Annotated in this window: 7 protein-coding genes; 4 read left to right on the forward strand and 3 right to left on the reverse strand. The window is 70.6% G+C overall.

Going from position 1 to position 4,696, the window contains the following annotated elements; all coding sequences use genetic code 11:
- Positions 1–145: 145 nt before the first annotated feature.
- A complete protein-coding gene (locus GBZ26_RS27075) occupies positions 146–562 on the reverse strand; it encodes an acyl-CoA thioesterase (RefSeq protein ID WP_035670011.1) in 417 nt (138 codons plus the stop codon).
- A 163-nt stretch (positions 563–725) separates the two neighbouring features.
- On the opposite strand from GBZ26_RS27075, the gene GBZ26_RS27080 reads away from it, so the two are divergent.
- On the forward strand, positions 726–968 hold the full coding sequence (locus GBZ26_RS27080; RefSeq protein WP_035670021.1) for a hypothetical protein: 243 nt from the start codon (positions 726–728) through the stop codon (positions 966–968).
- A 12-nt stretch (positions 969–980) separates the two neighbouring features.
- Here the strand turns inward: GBZ26_RS27080 and GBZ26_RS27085 are convergent, their stop codons facing one another.
- Together GBZ26_RS27085 and GBZ26_RS27090 are read right to left on the reverse strand one after the other, a co-directional pair.
- Positions 981–1,790 carry an ABC transporter permease gene (locus GBZ26_RS27085; protein ID WP_035670025.1) on the reverse strand — a complete coding sequence of 270 codons (810 nt, stop codon included), beginning with the start codon at positions 1,788–1,790 and terminating at the stop codon, positions 981–983.
- Complete coding sequence (locus GBZ26_RS27090; protein ID WP_109069270.1) at positions 1,787–2,671, reverse strand: ABC transporter permease; 885 nt, start codon at positions 2,669–2,671, stop codon at positions 1,787–1,789. Before GBZ26_RS27090 ends, GBZ26_RS27085 begins: the two co-directional genes overlap by 4 nt.
- Before the next feature lie 169 nt (positions 2,672–2,840).
- On the opposite strand from GBZ26_RS27090, the gene GBZ26_RS27095 reads away from it, so the two are divergent.
- The 3 genes from GBZ26_RS27095 to GBZ26_RS27105 form a co-directional block, all read left to right on the forward strand.
- Complete coding sequence (locus tag GBZ26_RS27095) at positions 2,841–3,239, forward strand: DUF2946 family protein (RefSeq protein ID WP_174441476.1); 399 nt, start codon at positions 2,841–2,843, stop codon at positions 3,237–3,239.
- 38 nt (positions 3,240–3,277) lie between these two features.
- Entirely contained in the window at positions 3,278–3,817 is a 540-nt protein-coding gene (locus tag GBZ26_RS27100) for a YcnI family copper-binding membrane protein (protein WP_174441477.1), read from the forward strand.
- A 15-nt stretch (positions 3,818–3,832) separates the two neighbouring features.
- Positions 3,833–4,696: copper resistance protein CopC (locus GBZ26_RS27105; protein ID WP_174441478.1), on the forward strand; the 864-nt coding region annotated here is incomplete at its 3' end.

Here is a 4,696-nt window from a genome sequence, read left to right on the forward strand (position 1 = left end):
GGCCGGACCGGCCGACAGGCGGACCGCCGACCCCTCCCCCACCGCCGCACGCGCCGCGCGCGGCAGCAGGCCGGCCCCGGCCAGCAGTGCGGAGCCGGTCAGCAGATCGCGGCGGGTCAGCGGGAGAAAGGACGGCACGGCATCCTCACACGTAGCGGGCCAGGGCGTCGCGCAGGTCGGCCGGCACCGGGGTCGGGCGGTGGCTGTCCTTGTCGACGATGACGCAGACGGCCTCCTGCACGGCGATGCAGCGGTCGCCGTCGAAGATCGCCGCACCCAGCACGACGGAGGTGTTGCCGACCTTCGCCACCCGCGCGCCGACACGGATGCTTGCCGGGAACAGCAGTTCCGCCTTGTAGTCGATGATGCTGCGCGCCAGCACCACGGTCCAGGGCGACTCGCCACGGAAGCCGCCGCAGTCATGGACCAGCGACACGCGGCTCTGCTCGAAATACACGCCGATGGCGTTGTTGTTGACGTGGCCGAGCGCGTCGAGGTCGGCGAAGCGCACATGCTCGGCGATCCAGAAACGGTAGAGGTCGGGGCGGGTCGGATCGGTCATGGTCGCCTGTCGTATGATGGTTCGGGCCGAATGTGGCCGGTGCGGCGGGCCGGGGCAAGCCCGGGCATGACGGTCATTCCCCGCACCGTCCCGATTTGCCGCGCCAAGCCGGGCGGGGCGGTGTTATAGGAGTCGCACCATAACACCCGCAACGGACCGCAAGATGAGCAAGGACAGCACCAACCAGACGGCCGAGGCCCTCTTCGAGAAGGCCCTGTCGGTCGCCGAGAAGCATCTCGAGGCGGCGATCAAGGAAGGCGGGGTTCTCGGCCCCTACATCGCCGTCGCCATGATCGAGGCCGCCGTGAACACCGCCGTGGACGAGACCAGCCACGAGGACGTCATCGACATGCTGCGCGATCTGGCCGCCCAGATCGAAGCGGACGCGGACGAGAGCGAAGAGTAAGGTCTGCCGCCGTCACGCGGGGTCCGGCTGCCGGCGCGCCTCGCGCCGGCGCAGGATTTCGTAGACGACGGCGCCCAGGATGGTCAGCGCGATCAGGATCAGCGACAGCGCGTTGACCGCGGGTGTCAGGCCCGTGCGCACCTTCGAGGCGATGTAGACCGTCAGCGTGGTGTCCAGCCCGCGGACGAACAGCGTCGTGTTGTAGTTCTCGAAGCTCTGCAGGAAGGCCAGGAAGGACGCCGACAGGATGGCCGGCGTCAGATAGGGCAGCGTGATCCGCCGGAACACCTGCCCGTGGGTGGCGCCCAGATCCAGCGCCGCCTCCTCCAGCGTCTGGTCGAACCGTTGCAGCCGCGCCAGGAACAGCAGCATCGCGTAGGCCGCGATGAAGCTGGATTGCGCCAGGATCGTCAGGAACAGGCCGCCGGTCACCCCGAACCACTCCCGCCAGAAGACCAGCGTGGAGATGCCGACGATCACCCCCGGCGTCAGCAGCGGCGACACCATCACGGCGTAGAGGAAGGTCCGCGCCCGGCTGTGCAGCCGGTCGAGCAGGAGCGCCGCCGCCAGCCCCAGCGGCACCGCCACGGCGATCACCCCCGCCCCGACCAGCAGGCTGGTCCCCAGCGCCTGCCACATGCGCTGGTCGGCCCACAGGGCGCCGAACCATTGCAGCGTGAAGCCCATCCAGGGGGTGACGGTCGGGAAGCGGCTGCTGTTGAAGGTCGCCGCCGCCATGATCCCCAGCGGCAGGAACAGGTAGCCGAAGAACAGGACCAGATAGGCCCCGGTGACCCAGCGGCGGAAACTTGCGGCGGTCATTTCGCAATATCCGTGAGGCCGACGCGGAACAGCCGCATCATCAGCAGGATGAAGGCGATGCACAGGATCAGCAGGATGAAGGCGTAGGCCGCCCCCTGGTTCCAGTTCCCGCCCTCGAAGAACCAGTTGTAGATGACCTCGGTGAACCAGCGGCTCTGCGGTCCGCCCAGCAGGGCCGGCACGGCGTAGCTGCCCGCCGCCAGCATGAAGGTCATGATGCAGCCGACCGCGATGCCCGGCTTGGCGTGGGGGATGACGATGCGGCGGTGGATGCGCAGCCAGCCGGCCCCCAGGTCGCGCGCCGCCTCGATCTGGTTGCGGTCCAGCGACTCCATGGCGTTCATGATCGGGAACACCATGAAGAGGATGTAGACGTAGACCATCCCGATGATCACCCCGGCATCGCCGCCGAGCAGCCGCTGCGGCTCCGAGAAAAGGCCGAGCCCGACCAGCAGCGCGTTCAGCGGCCCGTTGAAGGCCAGGATGATGTACCAGGCGAAGGTGCGCAGCAGCTCGTTGATCCAGAAGGGCACGACGAGCATCAACACGAGCAGCGGCAGGCGCCGCCGCGGCGCCACCTGCGCCATGTAGAAGGCCACGGGGTAGCAGACGGCCAGCGTGACGGCGGTGACGAGGCTGCTTGCCCAGATCGTTTTGAGGAAGATCGCCAGATGGATCTGGTTGGTCCACAGCGTCGCGTAGTTGCGCAGCGTGTAGACGTCCTCCGGCCCGCCGGCCTTGCTGGGCGGCAGCGACGGGCGGAAGGAGAAATCCACCATCAGCAACTGCGGCAGCACGACCAGCAGCAGCAGCCACGCGGCCACCGCCAGCAGGATCGCCGCGGTCAACACCGGACCGTACCGGCGCAGCACGCCGCCCATGACCACTCCCCCAACCCGCCGAGATTCTAGGATCGAAAGCCTCTCACGTCCGCGGGCCGGAGCGCAAGCGAGGCCATGCCCCGTCCAATAACCACAATTTTATTGCCTTTTTTCGAGGCTTGGACTGTGCCCATAGTGACCCATGCGTGCATGGCGGACATCCGGCGTGATGAGGGAGGCAACAGCGTGGGTCGCCGCGCTGGTGCTGGTCTTCCACGCCCTGGTCATGGCCACCCACGTCCCGGCGCCGCTGGCCAAGGTGCTGGCGGAGTCGGCGCAGATCGCCATGGCGGGGTCCATCTGCCATTCGGGTCCCGCGCCCGACGCCTCCGCCGCGCCGCACGCCGACCATGGACCCGTTCCGGACGGCATGCCGGGCCACGTCACCTACTGCCCGATCTGCCTGTCGCTGGGCGGCGGGTCCCTGCTGGGTCCGGCCGTGGCGCCGGCCCCGCTGCCGCCGGCCGGGATCGTGCTGGCCGCCGTTCCGCTGCCCGCGGACGACGAGGCGGGGGCCGGCCGCGCCCCGCGCGCCTTCTCCGCCCGGGCGCCTCCGGTGGGTGTCTGAACCGACACCTTCAGACAGACCCACACCGGAGAGTTCCCATGATCCGCAACACCCGCGGCGCCCTGCTGGCCGCCGTCGTCCTCGCTTGCCTGCCCGGTCTTCTTCCTGGTTCCGCCGCCCTCGCCCACACCACGCTGGAGACCAAGCAGGCCCCGGCCGCCAGCACCTACAAGGGCGTGCTGCGCGTCGGCCATGGCTGCGGCAATTCCCCCACCGTCGCCCTGCGCGTGCAGATCCCGGAGGGGGTCATCGCGGTAAAGCCGATGCCCAAGCCCGGATGGACCCTGACGATCAAGGAAGGCCAATACGCCAAGGCCTATGATTACTACGGCGAGTCGCTGAGCAAGGGCGTCACCGAGATCGCCTGGACCGGCGGCTCGCTGCCCGACGCCCATTACGACGAGTTCGTCTTCCGCGCCCGCCTGCCCGACGAAGCCCCCGGCACCGTGGTCTATTTCCCCGTGGTGCAGGAATGCGAGACGGGCGTGCACCGCTGGATCGAGATCCCGGAGCCGGGCAAGACCGACCACGACGTCAAGGAGCCGGCCCCCGGCGTCACCCTGACCGCCAAGCCGTAAGGGAAGGGGAAACGCATGCGCCGGCTGGTCGTGGGGTGGGTCGCCGCCCTGATGCTGCTGTCCCTGTCCGCGCCGGCCCTGGCGCATGCCGTGCTGGTCGAGAGCGCTCCGGAGGACGGGGCGCGGCTCGACAGCCCGCCCGCCGAGGCCATGCTGCGCTTCAACGAGCCGGTTCGGCCGGTGTCGGTGACGCTGATCGGCCCCGGCGGGGTGACGCTTCCCCTGCCCGCCCCGGCCGCCGGGGACGGGGCGCTGCGCGTCGCGCTGCCCGGCGGGCTGGCGGTGGGGACCCACATCCTCAGCTACCGCGTCAGCTCGGCGGACGGTCACCCGGTTGCCGGATCGCTCCTGTTCGGGATCGGTGCGGAACCGGAACGACCGGCGGAACTGGGGGGCGCAACGCCGCCCGCCACGCTGCTGGCCGCCGCCGCGGTTCGGGCGCTGCATTACGGAAGTCTTCTCGCCGCGGTGGGCGGTGGGCTGTTCCTCGTGCTGGTGGCGGGGCGGTGGAGTCCGCTGAACCGTCGCCTGCGCCCCGGCCTGTGCCTGGGCGTCGGCGTCGCCGCCCTGGTGGCCGTGCTGAACGCCGGTCTGGCCGGGGCGGTGCTGGAAGGGGCGCCGCTGTCCGCCCTGGCCAGCGCCCCACCCTGGATCGCCGGCCTGACGAGCACGGCGGGGGCGGGCGCGCCCCCGGCCCTCCGGTCCGCCGGCGGGGGGGCCCTCCGGGGGCCGGGGGGCTGCACGCGCCCCGGGCGCCGTCTCCAGGGTGCCACCCGGCGGCTGGCCCGCGACCCGCGCGACGGTCAGGTGACCGACCTGGAGCGGCGCGACGAGCTGGGCGACATGGCCCGCGCCGTCCATCACTTCGCCGCCGAGATC

The organism is Azospirillum formosense (assembly GCF_013340925.1).
Taxonomy (GTDB): Bacteria; Pseudomonadota; Alphaproteobacteria; order Azospirillales; family Azospirillaceae; genus Azospirillum; species Azospirillum formosense.